Annotated in this window: 22 protein-coding genes; 8 read left to right on the top strand and 14 right to left on the bottom strand. The window is 38.9% G+C overall.

Going from position 1 to position 21,247, the window contains the following annotated elements; translation table 11 throughout:
* Positions 1–13 precede the first annotated feature (13 nt).
* Together IGJ14_RS05845 and IGJ14_RS05840 are read left to right on the top strand one after the other, a co-directional pair.
* On the top strand, positions 14–718 hold the full coding sequence (locus IGJ14_RS05845; protein ID WP_019723743.1) for a histidine phosphatase family protein: 705 nt from the start codon (positions 14–16) through the stop codon (positions 716–718).
* Positions 719–999: 281 nt separating this feature from the next.
* Entirely contained in the window at positions 1,000–1,833 is an 834-nt protein-coding gene (locus IGJ14_RS05840; protein ID WP_066025946.1) for an undecaprenyl-diphosphate phosphatase, read from the top strand.
* Positions 1,834–1,948: 115 nt separating this feature from the next.
* On the opposite strand, the gene abc-f is transcribed toward IGJ14_RS05840, so the two are convergent.
* Both abc-f and IGJ14_RS05830 read right to left on the bottom strand, forming a co-directional pair.
* On the bottom strand, positions 1,949–3,532 hold the full coding sequence (gene abc-f / locus IGJ14_RS05835) for a ribosomal protection-like ABC-F family protein (RefSeq protein WP_195274513.1): 1,584 nt from the start codon (positions 3,530–3,532) through the stop codon (positions 1,949–1,951).
* Positions 3,533–3,643: 111 nt separating this feature from the next.
* Positions 3,644–3,778 carry a hypothetical protein gene (locus IGJ14_RS05830; protein ID WP_019723122.1) on the bottom strand — a complete coding sequence of 45 codons (135 nt, stop codon included), beginning with the start codon at positions 3,776–3,778 and terminating at the stop codon, positions 3,644–3,646.
* Between the two features lie 261 nt (positions 3,779–4,039).
* Here IGJ14_RS05830 and IGJ14_RS05825 point away from each other — a divergent pair, with 261 nt between their 5' ends.
* The 6 genes from IGJ14_RS05825 (at position 4,040) to rpsT (ending at position 7,478) form a co-directional block, all read left to right on the top strand.
* Complete coding sequence (locus IGJ14_RS05825) at positions 4,040–4,372, top strand: PadR family transcriptional regulator (RefSeq protein ID WP_019723123.1); 333 nt, start codon at positions 4,040–4,042, stop codon at positions 4,370–4,372.
* A complete protein-coding gene (locus IGJ14_RS05820) occupies positions 4,369–5,325 on the top strand; it encodes a permease prefix domain 1-containing protein (RefSeq protein WP_066025944.1) in 957 nt (318 codons plus the stop codon). The genes IGJ14_RS05825 and IGJ14_RS05820 overlap by 4 nt, the downstream gene beginning before the upstream one ends.
* Positions 5,326–5,705: 380 nt before the next feature.
* A complete protein-coding gene (locus IGJ14_RS05815; RefSeq protein ID WP_010735644.1) occupies positions 5,706–6,161 on the top strand; it encodes a DUF441 domain-containing protein in 456 nt (151 codons plus the stop codon).
* 70 nt (positions 6,162–6,231) lie between these two features.
* Positions 6,232–6,357, top strand: a complete 126-nt coding sequence (locus IGJ14_RS05810) for a hypothetical protein (protein WP_010735645.1) — start codon at positions 6,232–6,234, stop codon at positions 6,355–6,357.
* Positions 6,358–6,552: 195 nt separating this feature from the next.
* Positions 6,553–6,822 carry a hypothetical protein gene (locus IGJ14_RS05805; RefSeq protein WP_010735646.1) on the top strand — a complete coding sequence of 90 codons (270 nt, stop codon included), beginning with the start codon at positions 6,553–6,555 and terminating at the stop codon, positions 6,820–6,822.
* Between the two features lie 401 nt (positions 6,823–7,223).
* A complete protein-coding gene (gene rpsT / locus IGJ14_RS05800) occupies positions 7,224–7,478 on the top strand; it encodes a 30S ribosomal protein S20 (protein ID WP_010735647.1) in 255 nt (84 codons plus the stop codon).
* Between the two features lie 112 nt (positions 7,479–7,590).
* On the opposite strand, the gene holA is transcribed toward rpsT, so the two are convergent.
* The 12 genes from holA to IGJ14_RS05740 form a co-directional block, all read right to left on the bottom strand.
* Positions 7,591–8,637: a DNA polymerase III subunit delta gene (gene holA, locus IGJ14_RS05795; protein ID WP_029594021.1), complete on the bottom strand. Its 1,047-nt coding sequence runs from the start codon at positions 8,635–8,637 to the stop codon at positions 7,591–7,593.
* A gap of 36 nt (positions 8,638–8,673) precedes the next feature.
* On the bottom strand, positions 8,674–10,950 hold the full coding sequence (locus IGJ14_RS05790) for a DNA internalization-related competence protein ComEC/Rec2 (RefSeq protein WP_019723127.1): 2,277 nt from the start codon (positions 10,948–10,950) through the stop codon (positions 8,674–8,676).
* On the bottom strand, positions 10,943–11,425 hold the full coding sequence (locus IGJ14_RS05785; protein ID WP_019723128.1) for a ComE operon protein 2: 483 nt from the start codon (positions 11,423–11,425) through the stop codon (positions 10,943–10,945). The genes IGJ14_RS05790 and IGJ14_RS05785 overlap by 8 nt, the downstream gene beginning before the upstream one ends.
* 19 nt (positions 11,426–11,444) lie before the next feature.
* The gene (locus IGJ14_RS05780; protein WP_029594023.1) at positions 11,445–12,089 is read right to left on the bottom strand and encodes a helix-hairpin-helix domain-containing protein; all 645 of its coding nucleotides are present in this window, start codon (positions 12,087–12,089) and stop codon (positions 11,445–11,447) included.
* 123 nt (positions 12,090–12,212) lie between these two features.
* Positions 12,213–13,355 (bottom strand): hypothetical protein, encoded by a 1,143-nt coding sequence (locus IGJ14_RS05775; RefSeq protein WP_229049050.1) that lies wholly within the window; start codon positions 13,353–13,355, stop codon positions 12,213–12,215.
* Positions 13,356–13,659: 304 nt separating this feature from the next.
* Positions 13,660–14,703, bottom strand: coding sequence for a SepM family pheromone-processing serine protease (locus tag IGJ14_RS05770; RefSeq protein ID WP_019723132.1), 1,044 nt, complete (start codon positions 14,701–14,703; stop codon positions 13,660–13,662).
* Positions 14,693–15,184, bottom strand: coding sequence for a pantetheine-phosphate adenylyltransferase (gene coaD / locus IGJ14_RS05765; protein WP_019723133.1), 492 nt, complete (start codon positions 15,182–15,184; stop codon positions 14,693–14,695). Before coaD ends, IGJ14_RS05770 begins: the two co-directional genes overlap by 11 nt.
* Positions 15,185–15,742 (bottom strand): 16S rRNA (guanine(966)-N(2))-methyltransferase RsmD, encoded by a 558-nt coding sequence (gene rsmD, locus IGJ14_RS05760; RefSeq protein ID WP_019723134.1) that lies wholly within the window; start codon positions 15,740–15,742, stop codon positions 15,185–15,187. It abuts the gene before it with no gap.
* Between the two features lie 183 nt (positions 15,743–15,925).
* Complete coding sequence (locus IGJ14_RS05755) at positions 15,926–16,267, bottom strand: YlbG family protein (RefSeq protein WP_034689324.1); 342 nt, start codon at positions 16,265–16,267, stop codon at positions 15,926–15,928.
* Entirely contained in the window at positions 16,251–16,682 is a 432-nt protein-coding gene (locus tag IGJ14_RS05750) for a YlbF family regulator (protein ID WP_065096766.1), read from the bottom strand. Before IGJ14_RS05750 ends, IGJ14_RS05755 begins: the two co-directional genes overlap by 17 nt.
* Positions 16,669–17,799, bottom strand: a complete 1,131-nt coding sequence (locus tag IGJ14_RS05745) for a CAP-associated domain-containing protein (protein WP_019723753.1) — start codon at positions 17,797–17,799, stop codon at positions 16,669–16,671. Before IGJ14_RS05745 ends, IGJ14_RS05750 begins: the two co-directional genes overlap by 14 nt.
* Before the next feature lie 17 nt (positions 17,800–17,816).
* The gene (locus IGJ14_RS05740; protein WP_019723754.1) at positions 17,817–21,245 is read right to left on the bottom strand and encodes a pyruvate carboxylase; all 3,429 of its coding nucleotides are present in this window, start codon (positions 21,243–21,245) and stop codon (positions 17,817–17,819) included.
* Positions 21,246–21,247: the final 2 nt, after the last annotated feature.

Genomic DNA, 21,247 nt, shown 5'->3' with positions numbered 1-21,247 from the left:
GAGGTCGTTCAACATGAGTGAAACAACCCTGTATATCGTCCGTCATGGTAAAACAATGTTCAATACGATTGAACGTGTGCAAGGCTGGTGTGACACACCATTGACGAAACAAGGACAAGAAGGTATCCATTTTTTAGGTAAAGGTCTAAAAGATATCGATTTTTCTTACGCCTATTCAAGCGACAGTGGTCGAGCAATCGAAACAGCACGGATCGTTTTAAGCGAACATACAAAAGGGAAAGAAATTCCTTACTTTATTGATAAACGGATTCGTGAATGGTGTTTTGGTTCGCTAGAAGGTGGCTACGATATGGAGATGTGGGGTGTCATTCCTCGTGTACTAAATTTTCAAACATACGATGAGATGTTCACCACAGATGTTACCTTTGAACAAATCGCTAATGCCATCTATGAGACGGATACTGCTGGCTGGGCGCAACCTTATGACGAATTAAAAGAACGTGTCTGGTCAGGTTTTGAAGATATCGCCCATCAGTGTGAGAAGAACAATGGTGGCAATGTTTTAGTCGTCTCCCACGGCCTAACGATTGCTTTTCTTCTTAGCTTGATCGATCCTTCTCAACCAGTTCGTGCTGGATTGTTAAATGGTAGTGTCACAAAAGTAACCTATAAAAATGGTCGTTTTTCAATTGAAAGTGTCAACGATACCAGTTATATCGAACAAGGAAAACAACAGACAAGAGAATCATTTATGTGATGAGTCATTGAATAGGGAGTGGGACATTAGTTCTCTCCCACCACCTAAAACCGAATAAACGGCGGGAACAGAAGTAACCTCTTCGGAAATAAGACGCCATCCACAAAAATTTGAAGAACAATTTTCGTGGATGGCGCCTTATTTCTCGAGGCTGAACACTTCTGTCCCGTCCTCTTTTTTGAAGTCCTTTATTTTTGTATTAATCTCAAAGAAACAATTTGGCTTTGGAAACAAAGAACGGTATACTAAATGTTGTATTTTAATTGGGAAGGAAGGAATTTATGTTTTTTGCAAATATCATAAAAGCAGCGATTCTAGGAATCATTGAAGGAATCACAGAGTGGCTGCCAATCAGTAGTACAGGACATTTGATCTTAGCAGATGAATTCATCAAGCTTGATGCGAGTTCACAATTCATGTCGATGTTCAATGTCGTGATCCAATTAGGAGCGATCTTAGCCGTCGTTGTTTTGTATTTCCACAAGTTGAATCCTTTTGCGCCAAGCAAGTCCTCGATCGAGAAAAAAGATACGTGGGTTTTATGGTCAAAAGTACTTGTTGCTTGTGTGCCAGCAGCTATTATTGGTTTATTATTGGACGATTGGTTAGATGCCCATTTTTATAAATTTTTACCAGTAGCGATCGCCTTGATCGTTTACGGTATCGGCTTTATCATTGTTGAAAAACGAAACAAAAATAAAACACCTCGTTGGTCAAACCTGAATGATTTGACTTTCCAAGCAGCGATTCTGATTGGGGCTTTCCAAGTCTTGGCTTTGATACCAGGGACTTCACGCTCCGGCGCTACGATCCTTGGAGCAATCCTGATTGGTGCTTCCCGCTTCGTTGCCACTGAGTTCTCATTTTTCCTTGGCATTCCAGTGATGTTTGGTGCCAGTGGATTAAAGATCGTGAAATACCTTGCTGATGGCAACAGCTTCCAAATGGAAGAAACAGTTATTCTTTTAGTGGGTACTGTGGTTTCATTCATCGTTTCGATTTTTGCGATCAAGTTCTTGATCAACTACTTGAAACGTAATGACTTTACTGTTTTTGGCTGGTATCGTATCATTTTAGGGATCATCTTGATCGGTTACTGGTTCATCGCAATGTAATTTGATATGCTCATCGCAAACCAGCTTAATGATTGGTAAGCGCAACAACAAAACAAAATAGTAGTAAGCTCACGCATCGCTGAGCTTACTACTATTTTTTATAAACTTTTTTAAGCTAAATTGAATGATCCTCATACAACAGCTTTTTGATTTTTTTATCTTTCACTAATAATATCTGATCGAAATTCTTTCGCAAGAAATAGCGATCATGAGTAACTGCTAAAATGGTACCGGTAAATGTAGACAATAATTCTTCGATTTCTTCTCTTACATAGATATCCAAGTGATTGGTTGGTTCATCTAGGATCAATACATTGATTTTCTTTTGGAACAGTTTCAAGAGGTACAGCCTTACTTGTTCTCCGCCAGAAAGATCTTTGATTCTTTTAGCAACATCCCCACTGAAGAATCCAAAATTCGCTAATACTTGTCGTGCTTTCTGTTCATCAGGTATCAGGTATTTAGCATAATTCAATATCCGTTGTTCTGGTTGATCAAACGTTAAGCGTTGAGGCAAATAGCCAATTGACAAACTAGCACCAGTTTTGATTGTTCCTTCCTCTACATCCATTTCTCCCATCACTACTTTTAATAGCGTTGATTTCCCAGAACCATTCTTACCTAATATGGCGATCCGCTCACCACGATAGATCATAAACGAACTATCTGAAAACAAACATTTGTGACCTACTGTTTTCTTTATATTTTTGGCAACCAACACTTCTTTCCCCGACAGATCTTCTTGACTGATCGTAGTTAGTTTTTTGCGGGGGACCTTAGGCGCATTGATCAGTATCATTTTTTCTAATCTACGCTCGATTTCTTTTGCTTTTTTAAAGAATGCTTCGTTGTCTCCTTCATTCCCCCATTGGCGATAGCGTCGTATCATTCCTTTCAATCGTTTGATTTCTTTTTGCTGAAGTTCATGATTTTTTTGAAGTTCCTGTATCCGTTGTTTCTTCAACGTCATGTAACGACTATAATTTCCCGAATATTCGATTATCTGACCGTCCTCGATCTCCATGATTTTTTTGACAACATTGTCAAGGAACGCACGATCATGGGAAATCACGAGGAACGCACAATTTGTCAATCTTAAATATTCTTCTAACCATTGTACGGAGTCGAGATCAAGATGATTAGTTGGCTCATCTAATAGAAGAACATCATTTTCTTGTAATAATACTTTGGCTAATTCTACTCGAATACGTTCGCCTCCGCTTAATTGATCAAGCGTTGTTTCAATTTGTTCTGCAAGGTCTAATCCTTTCAAAACACTCGTGATCCGATCTTCTAATCCATATCCGCCCATCGTCTCAAATCGTTGCTGCAAGTCGCCATATACTTTCATGATATGGTCCAGATCTTCCGTTGCGATACACATTTTTTCTTCATAGTAATTAAGTTGTGTTTGCAATTCTTGGATGTCTTTGAAGCTTTGATACACATAGTCAAAAGTAGCGATTGAGCCATTTTCCATTTTCTGTGGAATATAACCAATCGACAGCCCTTTTTTCCTACTAACTGTCCCTTCATCAACACCTTCAGACCCGATCAACATTTGAAGAAGAGTTGTTTTCCCAGTGCCATTTTGTCCGATCAATCCGATTTTGTCTTGCTTATTGAGTGTGCAACTCAAATTTTCAAAAAGAGGTACGCCACTATAATTTTTACTGATCTTATTCGCTTGAATATACATTTTCCCGCTCCTTAAGACCAATCAAAAAAGCCATGAAAAAATTCATGACCTGTTGTTATTTCATTTATCTGGTACTTAGCTAAAAATGGAATAAACATATTGAATGGTCATTTATTTTTGATTGATTTTTCTATTTTTAAGCGCACTGATGCCTTGGATAGAAAATACAAAAATAATTGCATGACTAAAGCTAATATGATATCTAGAATAATCATCTGTTTCTGTTATTTTAGTCAAGCTGCCCATTAAATATGTCCCTCCTTTTCACTATATTTATATCAATTGTACCAAATCACTCATAAAAGCTCAAATGAGACTAAAAGAAATAAACATCTAGACTGAACATTGTGACATTTCCCCAGATATTGTCTCCGCAAAACGATTTCTAACAAACAGACTCAGACCTAAGACTGAATTCTAAGTAATTCATTTTATTTACTTTACCTGTCGTAGTAATTGTTTTATAATTATTACGACAGATGTAGTAATTATGAAGGAGGCGATCGAGTGATATCAAGTGATGCAATTCGTGGGTATAATGATGCCATCATCTTATCGATTCTTTCCAAAGAAGATTCCTACGGGTACGAAATCTCTAAACAGATTCGCGAGGGAACTGATTCAATGTATATCATCAAGGAAACAACCTTATACTCCGCGTTTACACGCCTAGAAAAGCAAGGGCTGATCCTTTCTTATCCTGGCGAAGTCACCCATGGCAAGAAACGAACGTATTACCGAATCAGTAGTGCTGGGAAGAAATTATTAGAAGAAAAAAAAGACGAGTGGCAGCAAACAAAAATCGTTGTTGACCGTTTTCTACAAGGAGGAGAAACATGAAAACCATTAAGGATTATCTAGATAGTTTATTTTTAAATGTACCGAATACACCTGAAACAAAAAAAGCCAAAGAAGACCTATTGGCAATCATGGAAGATCAGTATCACGGATTATTAGAAGAAGGAAAATCAGAGCATGAAGCCATTGGTGCAGTCATCAGTGAATTTGGTTCTATTGATGAGATCCTCCAAGAATTGGAACTTTCTCGGTCCTCTTTTGACGAAGAAGTCTGGGAAAACGAGATTGAACTCGATGAAGTGATTTCATTTTGGAACCAAGTCCGTCGTTTCTCCCTTTTTCTTTCAACTGGAATTGCTAGTTGTATCTTAGCTGTAGGAATGCTCGTATTTTTTGCTAATGGTATTAGCGAGATCATCGGCTTTCTGGCAATGTTTCTTCTGGTCGCTTTAGGCGTTGGTTTGATTATTACTACAAGTTTGAGCTATTCAGCTAGTAAGAAAAAACTAAATGATCGACCCTATTCACAACAAGTAAAAATCGAAGCAAGACAACAAACAGAAGCCTATGCGAAAAGTTTTCGAGTAGGACTAGTTTTCGGTATTATTTTATGTATCCTTGCGGTCACACCTATCTTGATGAATAGAGCCTTTGGCTTACCGATTGGATTCGCTTTATTACTTTTCTTTGCTTCCGTGGCACTCGGCGTCTTCTTTATCGTCTACGTTAGCATCATCTACACTTGGTTTTCAAAAGTGGCTGAAGGCACGTTCTTCATCTCAGATGAAGATGAGCCAGGACCACGAGCGTCTCAACACATGTACGGAGACTCAGCAGAAGCGATTCGTTTATTTGAACGTTTATACTGGCCGGGTATCTTCATCGTTTACATGGTTTGGTCCTTTATGACTCGAAGCTGGGCTTACTCTTGGCTCATCTTTGTACTAGGCGGTGTATTAGAAGACTATTTTCTTGAAAGATTGAAACGTAAATAACTTCTCAATTTAGTCGAATCATCCGAGGGATTTCGGTATGATTCGACTTTTTTATTTGTCGATTTTTTCTAACTAGAAGATTCTGTCATGTTTTCCACCACATTTGTTGCCTTATTGACCCATTTCCCTTTTGCGACATCAGACAGTTTATTTGTTACTTTTTCACATCAAGTATACATGATAAATCAGACACTCTATTCTTCACCTCATAAAAACATGTTTTGATATCATCAACGTAGGTATTTTTCTCATTTTGCCTTTTCGTCTAATTCTTCGTACCTTTTTGTTCCTTCTATATTCGATCAAATATTTTGCTAATGACTCTTTTGCATCGTATTAAAAAAATGGTATGATGAATAATTAGAAAGTGAGGTTTTTTGATGGAAAGTTGGTTATTTCTTGGGTTGATCATGCTGGTAGCCGTCCTTGCTAAAAATCAAAGTCTGATGTTAGCGACTGGTTTTATTTTACTTGTTAAGTTTATTCCTGCATCAAAAGATTTTTTGACATGGCTCCAAGGGAAAGGAATCAATATTGGCGTGACGATCATTACTGCGGCGATTTTAGTGCCTATTGCTACAGGTGATATTGGTTTAAAAGATTTGCTTGATGCGTTCAAATCACCTATGGGTTGGGTCGCGATCTTCTGTGGCGGCTTAGTTGCTGTATTGTCGTCTAAAGGCGTTGGCTTGATCGCGACAGATCCACAAATCACTGTGGCTTTAGTTTTTGGAACGATCTTAGGCGTTGTCTTTTTAAAAGGAATCGCAGCGGGCCCTGTGATTGCTTCTGGAATCGCCTATTGCATTCTCCAATTGTTTTCTTTTAATAAATAATGATGCATCTAGTGGTTGAGAAAAGGATAATTTTTTTGTTCGTGGTATACTAGTTTTGAGGTGATCGCATATGCAAAAACTAAAATATTTCTTTGGGACTGTTGGATGGTTTTTATTGGCTGTTCTATTGATTATTGGATTGACCTACTTACTATTTCCTGATTTGATCCAAAACGTCTTTGATGCCAATTTTTAATATACGTAACTATTTTTTCAATTATCTATAAAAAAAGTCGGAAAACTTGAAAGATCTTGGGATTATTCAAGTTCTTTCGGCTTTTTTTTGGCTTGGTGCTTCTTTTTTGTTATACTAAGTGTAAGTGTACCTCTTTTATGCAGGAAATTTTAAAAGAAGTGCGAAATGTTTGATTTAGAAGAAAGGAAGACGCTCGTGGAAACTTTTGAAGGTCTTTTGATTGATACGTATGTTTTACAAGAACAACCAATGATGTTGACTGGTTTGAATCTCCAACTTGAAGATCGGGTAATCAATTGTCTAATTAAAGATCGCTACTTGGCAAAATATGTTTTACGTTTACCTTTAAACAAATATGTATTGGAAGTTAGCGGAAAATGGAATCGTCGAAATCAATTAGTCATCAAACGAATGATGATCAAAAACATCGATGAATACATCAAAATCATTGGAACACCCGAATAGCTCCTTTTCATGCATTCTAATTAGTTATAAAATAACTAATCTATGTTAACGTTATGATTCATTGATTTGAAGCAATCGTATCCCTTTTCAAAAAAAACTTTGCAAACGGTTGACTTTGTTATATACTATTTCAGTACCAAACATCCCATTCAATTATTTATTTACCAAGATAAATTAAACCACGTTTGGTTAAGCGCTCGTTGTCTCCCACAACAGCGCTTTTTCTTTTGTTTTTTTGTTTTTCTGCCACTCATAAATCCATGCTCTCTGATATTTCTTACGTGTTAAGGAAAAAAACTTGTCATGTTGATATTGCAATGCGCGCTCGCATTAGGTATAATAATGAATGTTGAATTATGCGGTAACACGCGTAAGAACTTTACTTATCGGAGGTGAAACAAATGCCAAACATTGAATCTGCAATCAAACGTGTTCGCACAAGCGAAAACGCGAATGTAAAAAATTCATCTCAAACTAGTGCTATGCGTACTGCAATCAAAAAATTTGAGGATGCTGTAGCTTCAGGTGCTGACAACGTAGATGCGTTATATAAAGACGCTGTTAAAGCGATCGATATGGCTGAAACTAAAGGTCTTATCCACAAAAACAAAGCAAACCGCGACAAATCTCGTTTAAGCAAAAAAATCGCTAAATAAGGAAATCGGCCACGGCCGGTTTTTTTATTTGCTTTTCTATACACAAACACACAGTTCTTCGCTAATCCTTCTGATCACCGACAAAACTGTGTGTTTTTTGTTGCGATTGTCTTTACTTGTTTTTTAGTCTTTCAGCTGCCTGAAAAACGAATAATTGAAAACTCAATTTCTTTTCGATTTGCCCACTTTTCACTTGATAGTCCATCTCGACTAATTGGTCGAACAATTGGACTAATGTTCGTTCATCGAACTTTCTGACTTCTTGCATCGCCAATTTTACCCGATAGGGATGGATTTTCAAAGTTTCCGCAATGTTTGCTTGTTGGTACCCGATTTTGACTAAAAATTTCGTTTGGAGATACAATCGTAGTTGGGAGAGTAAGATTGCATTGATCTTGATGATCTCTTCCCCTTGTGTGACTAAATCTTCAAATAATCGCAGGGTATGTTCCGTATCTCCAGAAAGCATATATTGTGTCATGTCAAAGATATTATGTTCCAATGTCTTAGGCACTAATTGTTCGATTTCTTTCGCAGAGATTGCTGATTGATTCTGTCCATATAACATCAATTTATCTAATTCTGCCATCATTTTTGATAAGTCTAAATCAGTCAATCGTAAAAAAAGGTCGATTGCTTTACGATCTAGAGTAAGCGGTGTATTTTCTAATGTGTTCAATAAATACTGTCGCACTTCTTTTTCATTCAATTGCTGAACATTGATCGATATCGCCGTTTTCTTCAATTGTTTCGTAACTTTTTTTCGTTCATCTAATTTTTCATAAGGCGCAAAAAAGACGAGTACGGTTGATTCAAGCGGTTCTTTTAAATAGTCTACTAAAAGATCTGTGTTTTGTTCGATACTGTTGCTGTTTTTTTCACCCGTCAAAAAATAAGGGTTTTCGACAAAAACCACCCGTTGATCACCGAAAAACGGTAAGGTTTCTGCTTCAGCGATTACGTCATCGATCGTTGCTTGAGTCATATCAAATCGCAGAAAATTAAGGTCATCTTCTCCTGATATTTGTATTTTCTTGAGGATTTCTGTACGCACTTGGTCTTGTAAAAACTTCTCCGTTCCTAAAACGAGATAACAAGGTGCGAGCTTATCTTTACGTATTTTTTGTAGTTCAACTTGGATACTCACATCTCTCACCACTTTCCAATTTATCCTATCACGAGAAAACAAAAATTGCTAGTCTATCATTTTCTGAAGTTGGCCATTTTTGGTCCAAATAGGATGCCAATAAAAAGTGATCGCCCCATTTTTGTCTGTCCGATAAACTGTACTCTCTAAGCTTTCCAACGTGTCAAGGACTTCAGGATGAGGATGGCCATAGCGATTGTCAAGCCCGTTAGATAAGATACTGATCTTTGGTTGCAAAGCAGCCAAAAACATAGGATGACTCGAACTACGACTCCCATGATGTCCTAGTTTCACGACCTCCGCCCTTAATGTTGGGTAAGCATTCAACAGGTCGAGTTCCCCTTCTTGATCTAAATCCCCCAGTAATAAAAAGCGCTGCTTCTTATATGCGAACCAGAGAACCACTGAATCTTCATTTTTTCCTTGCCCTTCTTTACTTGGCATCAAAACGTACAAGTCAAAGCAAGCAGATATTCGATCTCCTTGCCTGACTTCCATGATCTTGGTTCCTAACTGACTAATTTTTATCAATCGTTCGCGAAACTTTGGTTCTTTGGCAGCGCCCCAACCAATGTAAATTTCTTTGATGGTGAAATGTGACGAGAGTGTTTCTAATTCCCCGATATGATCAGTGTCATTATGTGTGAGAAATAGTTTTGTAATCGTGGTGATCCCTTGTCCTTTTAAATACGGAACGATATTATTTTCTGCATAAGGACGAGTAATACGTTGCTGCCACGCTTCTGTTTCAACATTTAATCTGCCCCCAGTATCGATTACAATCACTTCTTGTTTCATCGGACTTTTTAGTAGGATACTGTCGCCTTGTCCGACATCGATAAAGGTGATCGTAGTCGAGGCATCAAGTAATGGTATCAAGAAATAACTGAGGAGGAGTGATAATGAATAAATGATTGTTTTCCATGGGGGAATCGTTACGCTCTCAAACAAAAGTAAGAGGACGACAATACTCAATAAAACGAAATAAAAAGCGGGTTGCCCGATTGTCAGTGTGGAGAAATCAAAAAAAGAGAGGAAGTCTTCAAAGAGCATCAAACACGATTCGAGGATTTCTAATAAAGACTGCGGAAGGATGTTGCCTGCTAAAAAGAGAATGATCACCCCTGGAAGAAGGACGTATTGGAATAATGGAATGCCAAGTGTCGTGAATAAGCCACCTAAAAACGACCACTCATAGAAATACCAAGCACTTAAAGGTAATTGAATTGCACTTGTTTGGAATAAATAGAATAAACGATTGTTCCAACCTTTTGATGAGTGAGAAAATGTCATAAATAATAAACTCATCCATATACTTAATTGCGCACCCATTTGAAGCAGGATCAATGGATCGAACAATAAAAGCAACCATAGATTCAAAGAAAAGCAATCAAGCGTAGATAGTTTGATTTCTGCCAATTTAAGTATAAGCTTCAAAATAAATAAGCTCCCTGCTCTAACCACAGAAAATGAGCCTCCAGCTAATAGGATATACCCCCCTGTAAGCAATGTCAGTGGAAGAATCGTAATAGACAAAAGACAACCACTTCGTCGAAAAAGATAATACAAAAATCCTAAATAATAGTGGACATGCATCCCAGAAACTGCGAATAGATGCAGTAATCCAGTGGCTTTAAAAATTGATTCGGACTCGCGAAAAGAAGCATCACGATAACCGTAAAGTAACGCGTTAATATACATTCCTATTTTTTCAGGATAGCGTTTTTTTACATAATTGATTGCTTTTCCACGGAGGTCACGAAATAGAGTCCACCCTCCCCTTGTTGAAGGCAGGACTTCGAAATCAGTTCCAAGGAACTGACCACTAGTTCGTGATCCCTTCAGATATTTGACCGCATCAAATGCATAACGATTACGCAACGATTCGGATGTTTGATAACTGCCAGTTACTCGAAGTTCGATCGGATACCCGCGAAAGTCTTCCCATTGGTGTGCTTCTGCTTTTGTTTTGGCTTGATAACTTAGCTGGACTTTTTGTTTTGTGGGGATTCTTCGCGCCTCTACAGTCAACCAGTCGCCATTCCGTTGAATTGTATCGGTCATCAATAAAAACTCTTCAGTTGTTCTTGTGTGATCAATCGAGGGAACCTCTGAACGAAGACAAGCCAACCAGACTGTCAGACTGCAAAAACAACAAAGATAGATCACCGCTTGCTTGTGTTTGAATAGTACCAGAAGAAAAAGACCAGCAACGATCAAGCGAGACAGATCATGCTCCTTATAGTAAACGAAACATAAAATGACCGAAGACATTGCTGGTAAAATCAAGTAATTACGAACTTGTTCGCCAAATTGTTTAATCAAGCTCTCCTGTTGACTCTTGTTGAAGTTTAGCAAAATATTTCATATCTAAATTGACTTGATGGACGGATGCATCTAATTGGGTAATCAATGACTGTGCATAAGGGTCATTGCGATAATCATGCAAGTAGTGGATTTTCCTGATTCCTGCTTGAAGCAATGCTTTTGTACATGCCAAACATGGAAAATGGGTGACATAGATCTCTGCCCCTTCTGTAGGAACTCCGAGTTTTGCACATTGGAGTAACGCATTCATTTCTGCATGGATCGTTCGTAAACAGTGACCATTCACGACATAGCAACCTTCGTCGATACAATGAACATCCCCACTCACTGCGCCGTTATAACCACCCGCAATGATTCGTTTTTCTCTAACTAATGTGGCACCTACTTCTAATCGTGTACATGTACTTCTTAATGATAATAATACGGCTTGTGCCATAAAATACTGATCCCAAGGAATTCGTTCATTGCTCATATTTTGTCACCTCATTGGTTTATTCTATTGTAATTGTAACGAAGTTTTTCAGTTTTTCAACTGTCTTTTCGCCAAATCCCGATATTTCTTTCAAACTTTCAATTGTTTGGAAGGAACCGTTGGCTTCGCGATAATTGATGATCTCTTGTGCTTTCATTGCCCCGATTCCTGGAAGCTCCTGTAATTCAGCAAGGCTGGCAGTATTAAGATTGACTTTCTTTTCCTCTGTCTGTTCTTTTTCCTCTGCGAACTGAGGCATCTCTTCCCCAACTTGGGGAATATAAAGCACTTGTTGATCCGAAACTTTTGCAGCAAAATTGATTTGTTTTTCATCAGCGTGTGCAGTCAATCCTCCTGCTTTTTCAATGATATCAAATACACGTTCCTCGTCTGTAAATGCGTATATTCCTGGTCGATGGACATTTCCTTTCACGTCTACATACATGATTGGGTCGTTTGTCGTTGTTTCGGTTGTCGCAGTTTTTTGGTAACTATCCGAGCTTGTCGCAGTTATCAACGGTATGTTACTAGATTCATGGATCTTAGTTGGAGCGATCTGACGGTATATGACCACTCCTACGATCATACTAACTGATACACTGCATATAAAAAATAGAATGAGGCGTTTTGGCGAATCAAAGATTTCTTGAACTATTTTCTTCATTGGTATTCTTTGCTATTTCATTTTCCTTTCTAAAAAATAGTGAAAAAACATCTACACTGCGATGTTCCTTCAATATTAGATACGCCTCAAATGATTATTTCTTTTATTTTTTATATCCAGGGTTTATCTAGTTGGTTCTATCCTTGGTTTCGGCTTCAAACTTGGAGAAGGCGGAGCTGGTGGTCGATTTTCCCCTGACTTACTCATTGCTGCTTGTTTGGTCATGCCAAATGAACGTTTGTCTGAGTCATTATGACTATTAAAAACCATACGGTCGGACTTCCCAGATCCGTTCTCTATTTCCCAAATCCGTTGTTTCACCGATTGCACAGCGCCTTCTCCAGATAAATTTTTTGACGAAATAAGTCCTTGATTGATCGCAGATTTTACTTCTCGAAGTTTCGTATCACGTCGTTCAAACTCATCTTTCAATGAATTTTTTCTCCCATTATTTTCTTGCAACTCTGAAATTGGTGATAACCGTCTTGGTTGTTTGATTTGTTGCTCATGGTGACCAGTAAAGGCTACCTCGCCATGAACGGAAGGATTTCTGTGGTGTCTAGTTATAGGTTTTTCGATTCGTTTCTCTTTATTATGAGAAACTTCTATATTTAATGAGACTTTTTCCCCATTGTCCTCTCGTCGGATCACAGCGTAAATGACGGGGTCATCTTTTCTATTGATAGTTATCTTGCGCGACTTCTCGCTTTCTCCACCTTCCTCTAGGAAAGAAAGGGTACTGTAGTGTAATTCTTCTTCTGTTTCAGGTTGACGCCATTTTTTTTGCTCCGAAGGTTGTGCTCGAAACTGTTCCCTTAGTTCCAACCCGCGAGCCGTAGGGATAGATTTCGCTCTTGAAGCTAAGTGCTTGATTTCATCAACGATTTCTTTTGGATCAATCCATACATCTTTATCAACAATCGATTGAATATATTCTGATTTAAAATATTTACTGTTCAAATCCTTTAGTGTATTCTCATATTTTTCAGGCTCTTTATTCTTACGCCTAAGAATAAAATTGAAAACTCTACCCGCTTTGCTCAACTTTTTCTGTCGAAATTCTGCAAGTAAGCGTCTAGTCCACAACACACCGTTTCGATGTTTTGGCAGTTGATCTTTCGTTTCTTCCAGTTGTTTGTCAAAATCAATTAATACACGTTTAAAGTCTGCTGTTTTCCGCAAGTGCCCAAAATTTTTTTTATACTTTTTTTCGGAGTAATATTCTCCGATATCAAATGATGATTGGCGATCGCTTGGTTGTTCCATATTTATCTTGCCCCTTTCTAACTCTTTTCTTAATATGGTAGCAAACTTACTTAAAATTACCTACAAAATAACAAAACGTTTTTTTGTAATTATTGAAAAAAAAGAAAAAGAGGGGACATTAGCCCTTTCATACCATCTAAACCGAATAAACGCCGAGAACAGATAGAACCTCTTCAAAAATTAATGCGCCACTCACAAAAATTTAAAAAACAATTTTCGTGGATGGCGCATTATTTGTTGAGGCTAAACATGTCTAGACCTCGCTTTAAAATATGAGTACAAAACATACAAGTCGATAAACCGTTTATTTCATGTTCTCAAGATACTCTAAGGCATCTTGCACTGTTTTGACCGGAACGATCTTCATCGATGTATTGAGTTTTTTAGCCGCAGCTTTAGCTTCTTCATAATTCGTTTTGATATCTGGATTTTCTTTTTTCACTTCCTCAGAAATCGTATCATCTGGCGCAAAAAAGATATTCATTCCTGCTTCGTCTGCACTTGCCACTTTTTTATCGATTCCACCGATTCGTCCCACTTCACCTGCACTATTGATTGTCCCTGTACCGGCTATTTTTTTCCCTTTACGGATGTTTTGATGGGTCAACTGTTCATAGATCTCCAAAGTAAACATCAAGCCTGCTGAAGGGCCACCGATTGAACCAGAATTGATTGTCACTTCAGTGTCTGTGGCGATTTCTGTATGGTCGGTCAACGTGATCCCGATTCCTGGTTTTTTATCTGTCGATAACTCGATCAGTTTACCTGAAGCTTCTTCTTCTTTGCCATTGTGGATGAAGGTGATTGTGACAACCTGTCCTACTTCCTGTCCTTTCACGTACTCCATAAATTCTTCCGCACTCTTGAAACTCATCCCATCTACTTTCGTGACTGTATCGCCAACAGATAGTTTCTTGTAAAAACTCGAATTTTTTTCGACGCCCATGACATAGACACCTTTGAATTCCATCGTATACGGAATATTCGCTAGTTTCAAGGCTTGCTCAATGGCGGCATTTTGTGAGGATTCCATATAATATTTTTGCATCTGATTATATTCTTCATTTGTCGCTCCACCAGTCAACTCTTCTTCACTGATAACATCTTTGAAATTTGACAGCAGTGCGGAGACGACACCAAATCCTGTTGCTCTTCTGATTCCTACAGAAGTGAGAGAGAAAGAGCCTGATTCTTTATCTTCTTGATCATTGACTGTGATCATATCTTTAAGATCAATCGTGGCACCTGGAGCCTCCACGTAATAGGGTAAAGGAACAATGACAAAGCCTGCTAATAACGTACCTAAAAGGATTACGGATAATGTTTTCCACCATTTCTTATTCTGCATCACTTTCACGCTTTCTAGCTAATGCTTCGTTGATCACAGTAGGTAAATAGGCGCTCACGTCCCCACCAAAATAAAGAACTTCTTTAAGCATACTTGAGCTGATATGGCTATACTCTGGTTTTGCCATAAAAAGCACCGTCTCCAATTCATGACTCAAATGATGATTCATTTGCGCAATGTCACGTTCATATTCAAAATCTTTGAAGCTGCGAACACCTCGAACCAGCGCTTGAACACCTAGTTCTTTTGCCGTCGTCACTGTCAGCTGTGTCTCTTGGTGGATCACTCGGACATTTTCTAAGTGTGCGACTGCTTGTGTGATCAATTCCAAGCGTTCCTCAGCCGTGAACAATGTTTTTTTTGATGTATTGATAAAGATACCGATGATCACTTCATCAAACAACTTCGCAGCTCGTTCGATCGTGTCTAAATGTCCCATAGTCAATGGGTCGAAACTCCCTGGAAATAAAGCTCTTCTCATTTATATTTCCTCTTTTCTATAAATGGTCACCGCAGAGATGCCATAGGTCTGCTGTTTGATTTGTTGAAAATTTCCTATTGTCTCAGGAAGCTCCACTGACTTATCTGTTTCGCATACGATCAAGGCAGCATCCTGAAAAAGAGCCAATTCTTCCATACGTTCAATTTGATCGACGATTTTTTGTTTAGCATAAGGTGGATCTAAAAATAGAATATCAATCTTTTGATCTTCTTTCGCCAGTGACTCAATCGCTTTATCAGCATCTAATTTCATTGTATTGAATTTGTTTGGTTCTTTTGTGATTTCAATATTTTCTTTGATTATTTTTAGTGCTTGATAGTTTTTCTCCACGCAGATTGCGTAGCTACAGCCTCTGGAAACTGCTTCGATCGCTAGACCCCCGCTTCCTGAGTAAAGATCCAAAACGACCTCTCCATTAAAATAAGGACCGATCATGTTGAATATCGACTCTTTGACTTTATCAGACGTCGGTCGAGTATTTGGCCCTGCTAAACTTTTTAAACGGCGACCGCCGTAATCTCCTGAAATTACTCGCATCTACTCACTCCTTGAAACATACTGTTATTAGTATACCAAAAAAATAGACTTGATTCCGACTAAAATCGTCAATTCTCAAGTCTATTTTTTCTTAATTTAACTTTTTATAACTATTCAAAATCTTTTTATCACATTTTCTTCATTTTCGCCGATTTTATTAACTATAACGCTGGACTCTCTTTACTAGAAAACGTGATCAGCTAAGCGGATCTTGGTGTTTAATTCTTCGATCTCGAAGCCTTCTTCTTTTGTATCCGCCTTTTTACCGATTTTTTCAGCAAAATTCATTTCGATATCTGGTCGATAAGAACGTTCGACATTTCGTACGAAATGTAATTTCTTGATCCTTTCTTCCGTTTGTTCATAGTTGTCTTCATTTAAATACATGATCACATACTTCATTTTACGAGAGACATAATGCACTAATCCAAATTTGCGAAGATTTTTCAATTGTTTTAAACTATATACCCACACGACTAACCCTCGCCGATGTGTTTGTTCAAATTCTTTATTTTCTATGTCCATGGCAGTTTCCTCCGCACCCTTCACTTTTTTCAAAAAATGGACTACCTGCACTGATTTTGATCTCCGTCGAAATCGTATGTGCAAGTTGTTTTCCAATGGAATCTAGTATCTTTTGTAATTCTGTTTCACTTATTCGAAAAGCAGCTACTTCTTCATTTAGATCCAACTGCCTTTTGGCTTGGCGTACAGTTCGTTGTTTTTCACGAAACTCTGGAACGTACTTTCCATAAGGTGAAATTTCTTCAAATGCTTGTCTGCTTGCAATAAAATCATTTTTTAACTGGTTGACGTTGATAGAAGTTTCCATCTCTTTTTTAGTTTTGAGATATTGTTCCATCATTTCACTTGTTACAATCGTTTGAACAAGCTGATGACACTGGTCCTCCAGTTCAAACAACTCCTCATTGATTATCACTGCTTTCACTAGTCTCCTCTTTTTCCTTCATTAAGACTAACATGTTTTCTTTCGAAAACGCAACGCCTAACTGTGTTGGTTCTTTTTCCAAGAATCGATCATGATAATAAGGATCAGTATATAACAATAAAACTGAAAAAGTCGGATCAATGATTGGATGCATGAAAATTCCAGTTGTTTGATCTAATTGTCGTTTTTCCACTAAGCGATTGATTTCATCATTTGACAACGTAAATTTAACTGTAGTTTGCGAAGTCTGTGTTGCCATTTGCCACTCTGCCAAACGATTTTCTGCCAACCATTCTTCTGGTTGTTCGATAAAGTCTGTTAACAGTACATTCGTTTGGATCATAAAATCTGGAGAGTAATGATAATCAGGCAGTTCAGCTTCTTGGCGTAATCTCGTCAACACTCGAATGATGACACGCTCTCTTGATTGATTGATACTTTCCCAGTCTGCTGAACTATCCATTTCGTAGTGGGGCAATCCTTCCCCAAAGACCTGGTAAGGCATTAATTTCAATAAGCTTTTCTTATTTAAATAAACTGTTGAAAATAATCCACCTGTATCTTGATCAAAGAAAAGCATCGCAAATGTACCATTATCAAAAGCAATCAAGGGACGATAATTCATGTCTTCTTCTGTCAATTCGATTCCGACTTCTGTCTCTTCATATTCAAATGTGAAGTTCGGAAAAATCGTTGTAATCTCTGTCAGATCCTGCATAGTCATGCCAACGGCAAATGGTGTCAAACTAGTTGCGTTCGCATTTAAAACTTTGATAGCCTCCACTCGGTCATTTTGTATATTTGCTTCAAGTACGATTTGTTGAATTGGATCTTGATAATATCTGATCTCAAAGCCGAATCCGCTCGTCAAACGATCTTTAGGTGAACCAATCTTTGCTTCTAATTCGGTGACTGATCGACCAATATATGTAGAAAAGCCAGTCGCATTTAGCTCCTGGTATTTCCAAGACGTTACCTGATTTTGATTTCCTATCAGTTGTTGGTCTTGCGTGGATGTTTCAAGTTTGGGAGGGAACACTACTGGCTCCAAATATAAAGCCGACGTGACGAATAGTAGTGTTGCTATAAATAGACCTAGTCGTTTCAAATGTTCCCTCTCCTTTCTTATTTTTCTGTAACTTCGATCAATAGATCTCCTGAGGCAATGGGATCGCCAGCAACAACATAGAGATGTGCGATTTCTCCATCGAATGGTGCTTCAATGGCCGTTTCCATCTTCATTGCTTCAGTAACCATCAATGTATCGCCTCTTTTGACCGTATCGCCTTTTTTCACCAAGACGTCTAGAACTGAACCGGACATCGTCGCACCGATTTGTTCGCGATTGGTTGGTTCTGCTTTTCGTCTAGTTTTTACCGCACTGACGATCGACGTATCTTTGATAGTGATTTCTCTTCGTTGGCCGTTCAAATTAAAGAATAACACACGGTTTCCTTCAATATCAGGTTCACCGATCTCATCCAAACGAATGATCAGGATCTTGCCTTTTTCGATTTGGACATTGACCGTTTCACCTAAGCGGATTCCTTGGAAGAAAGTCGGTGTATCCAGTAATGTGACATCGCCAAATTGATTATAAGCGGTTTGATAATCCAAGAAGACTTGTGGATACATCAAGTAACTCAAGACTTCTTCTTGTTTTGGTTCATAGCCGATCTTTTTAGCTAATTCTGCTTTGACTTTTTCGAAGTCTACTGTTTCAGCGAACAATCCTGGACGTTCGGTGATGGCTGGACGACCTTTCAAAATGATCTTTTGGAGTTTTTCTGGGAATCCGCCTACTGGTTGGCCTAATTCACCTTGGAAGAAGGTAACGACTGATTCCGGGAAACTCAATGTCTCGCCTTTTTCGTAAATGTCTTCTTCGCTCAACTCATTTTGGACCATGAACAAGGCCATATCGCCTACAACTTTAGAAGAAGGCGTGACTTTGACGATATCACCAAACATCAAGTTTACTGTGTGATACATTTTTTTGATATCATCCCAACGATGACCTAAGCCAACTGCTTTGGCTTGTTGTTGTAAGTTCGAGTATTGTCCACCTGGCATTTCGTGCATATAAACTTCAGTTTCAGGTGCATTCAAGCCATTCTCAAATGGTTTGTAATACATGCGAACATCTTCCCAATAGTGATTCAACTGTTGCGCATTTGCAATATTGATTTCTGGTACACGTGGCCCGTTGACCAAAGCGTAATACAAACTGCTCATACTTGGTTGGCTAGTATTTCCACTCATCGCACTCATCGCTACATCGACGATATCGACACCCGCTTTGGTTGCTGCTGAGTAAGTGATGATGCCATTGCCACTTGTATCATGTGTGTGTAAATGGATTGGTAGATCCGTTGTCGCCTTCAATTCACTGATCAAGCGATAAGCAGCTTGCGGTTTCAACAGTCCTGCCATATCTTTGATTGCAATCATATGAGCGCCTAACTGTTCCAACTCTTTTGCCATGTCCTTGTAATATTGCACATTGTATTTCGCACGACTTGGATCATTGATATCACCTGTGTAGCAAATCGTCGCTTCTGCAATTTTCCCTGTATCACGAACGGCTTGGATACTCTTTTCCATTTGTGGTACCCAGTTCAGACTGTCAAAGATCCGGAAGACATCGATGCCTTGTGCTGCTGCTTCTTTGATAAATTCAGCGATCACGTTGTCTGGGTAGTTGGAGTAGCCGACAGCATTCGATCCTCTAAAGAGCATTTGCAATAAAGTATTTGGCATCAAGGAGCGAATCTTTCTCAGGCGTTTCCATGGGTCTTCATTCAAGAAACGATAGGCGACGTCAAATGTAGCACCGCCCCACATTTCGCTTGAAAACAGCTCCGGAAGCCCTTCACCAGTCAACCGCGCGATTTCTTTGAAATCTTTTGTGCGCACACGAGTAGCCAATAAGCTTTGATGGGCATCTCTAAACGTGGTATCTGTCAATAACACATTTTCTTGTTGTTTGACCCAATCCACTAATGCAGAAGCGCCGTCTTTGTCTAAGACATTTTTAGCTGTGATGTAATCCGGACGAGTGATCAGCTCTTTTGGCATACGTGGTGCATCATAATATGGTTTTTCACCACGTTCGATGCCAGGGAAACCATTTACCGTGATTTCTCCGATGTATTTCATCGTTTTATTTCCACGGTCACGTAAGCGTGGGAAGTCAAATAATTCATTGGTACTATCGATGAACGTCGTTTTAGCTTGTCCTGATTGAAATTCTGGGTGCAAGATGACATTCAACATAAATGGAATATTTGTTTTCACTCCACGAATACGGAATTCTCTCAAACAACGTTCCATTTTTTGGATCGCTGTTGCAAAATCAGCCGCATGGGTACAAACTTTTACTAAAAGTGAATCAAAGTATGGGGTAACGATGTAGCCTGAATAGGCATTCCCTACATCTAAACGGACGCCCATGCCCCCTGGTGAGCGATACGTATCGATCTTACCAGTATCTGGTAGGAAGTTACTCAATGGGTCTTCCGTTGTGATCCGACATTGAATGGCTGAACCTTTGATCTTTATTTCGCTTTGCTGTGGCAATCCGATTTCTTTATGCAGATCTTTTCCTTGTGCGATCAATAATTGGGTCGTTACGATATCGACATCCGTGATCATCTCAGTGATCGTATGCTCCACTTGGACACGTGGGTTGACTTCGATAAAGTAAAATTCGTCATTTTCCACTAAAAATTCGACTGTCCCTGCATTGACATATCCCACATGCTTCATCAACTGGACAGCGGCATCGCAAATACGTTGACGCTGTTGGTCATTCATCGAAACACAAGGAGCAACTTCTACGACTTTTTGATGACGCCGCTGGACTGAACAATCACGTTCAAAGAGATGGATGATGTTTCCATGGGTATCCCCTAAGATCTGGACCTCGATGTGTTTCGGATCAGCGATATACTTTTCAACATAGACTTCATCACTACCAAAAGCAGCTTTCGCTTCGCTTTTTGCACGTTCATATCCTTCGCGAGCGCCTTTTTCGTCATATGCTACACGCATCCCACGACCGCCACCGCCTAATGCTGCTTTGATCATGACTGGATAGCCATGACGTTCAGCAAATGATAAAACTTCTTCAATTGACTCTACTGGACCATCTGTCCCAGGGATCGATGCGATACCAGCTTCGATTGCTGCTGTTTTCGCTTTGATCTTATCGCCAAAAATATCAAGATGATGAAGTTCTGGCCCAACAAAAGTGATGCCTTCTTCTTTGCACCGTGTGGCAAAGTGTAAGTTTTCAGATAATAATCCGTAACCGGGATGGATCGCGTCCGCTCCACTAGCTTTAGCAATCTCAAGAATCCCTTCAATATCAAGATACGCATCTATCGGTCTTTTTCCTTTACCAACTAGATATGCCTCATCCGCTTTAAAGCGATGAACGGAATATTCATCTTCTTCTGCATAGACACCTACAGTTTGGATCCCTAATTCTGTACAGGCACGAAATACCCGTACAGCAATTTCTCCTCTGTTAGCTACCAAAACTTTTCTCATCG

Origin of the sequence: Enterococcus sp. DIV1304_2, assembly GCF_050555445.1 — a bacterium.
Taxonomy (GTDB): domain Bacteria; phylum Bacillota; class Bacilli; order Lactobacillales; family Enterococcaceae; genus Enterococcus_B; species Enterococcus_B pernyi.
The sequence above is the reverse complement of the archived record's forward strand: the minus strand, read 5'-3'. Positions and strand labels throughout refer to the sequence as shown.